Below are 238 nucleotides of genomic sequence, written 5' to 3'. Positions count from 1 at the left end.
AGCAGCGCCACCTCTTGCTGCTCGGCGTGGGCGTCGGGGCTGCCCTCGCCGTCGTCGGGCAGCATATCCATCAGGCTCGACCCCGGATCGTTGTCGAGCGGCGCGTCGAGCGAGGTCGCGTGTTCGGACAGGGTCAGGATGTCTTGCACCTCTTCGACCGGGCGGCCGACCAGGCTCGCGATGTCTTCGCTCGAGGCTTCCTTGCCGTCGTGCTTTTGTGCTTCGAGGTGGTATTTGG

Annotated in this window: 1 protein-coding gene; it reads right to left on the bottom strand. The window is 66.0% G+C overall.

Annotated elements, in window-relative coordinates; all coding sequences use genetic code 11:
• A partial coding sequence (locus tag SB786_RS37585) for a sigma-70 domain-containing protein (RefSeq protein ID WP_410731759.1) occupies positions 1 to 238 on the bottom strand: 238 nt, incomplete at both ends.

Source organism: Burkholderia sp. SIMBA_062, from assembly GCF_046534765.1.
Taxonomy (GTDB): domain Bacteria; phylum Pseudomonadota; class Gammaproteobacteria; order Burkholderiales; family Burkholderiaceae; genus Burkholderia; species Burkholderia ambifaria.
The sequence above is the reverse complement of the archived record's forward strand: the minus strand, read 5'-3'. Positions and strand labels throughout refer to the sequence as shown.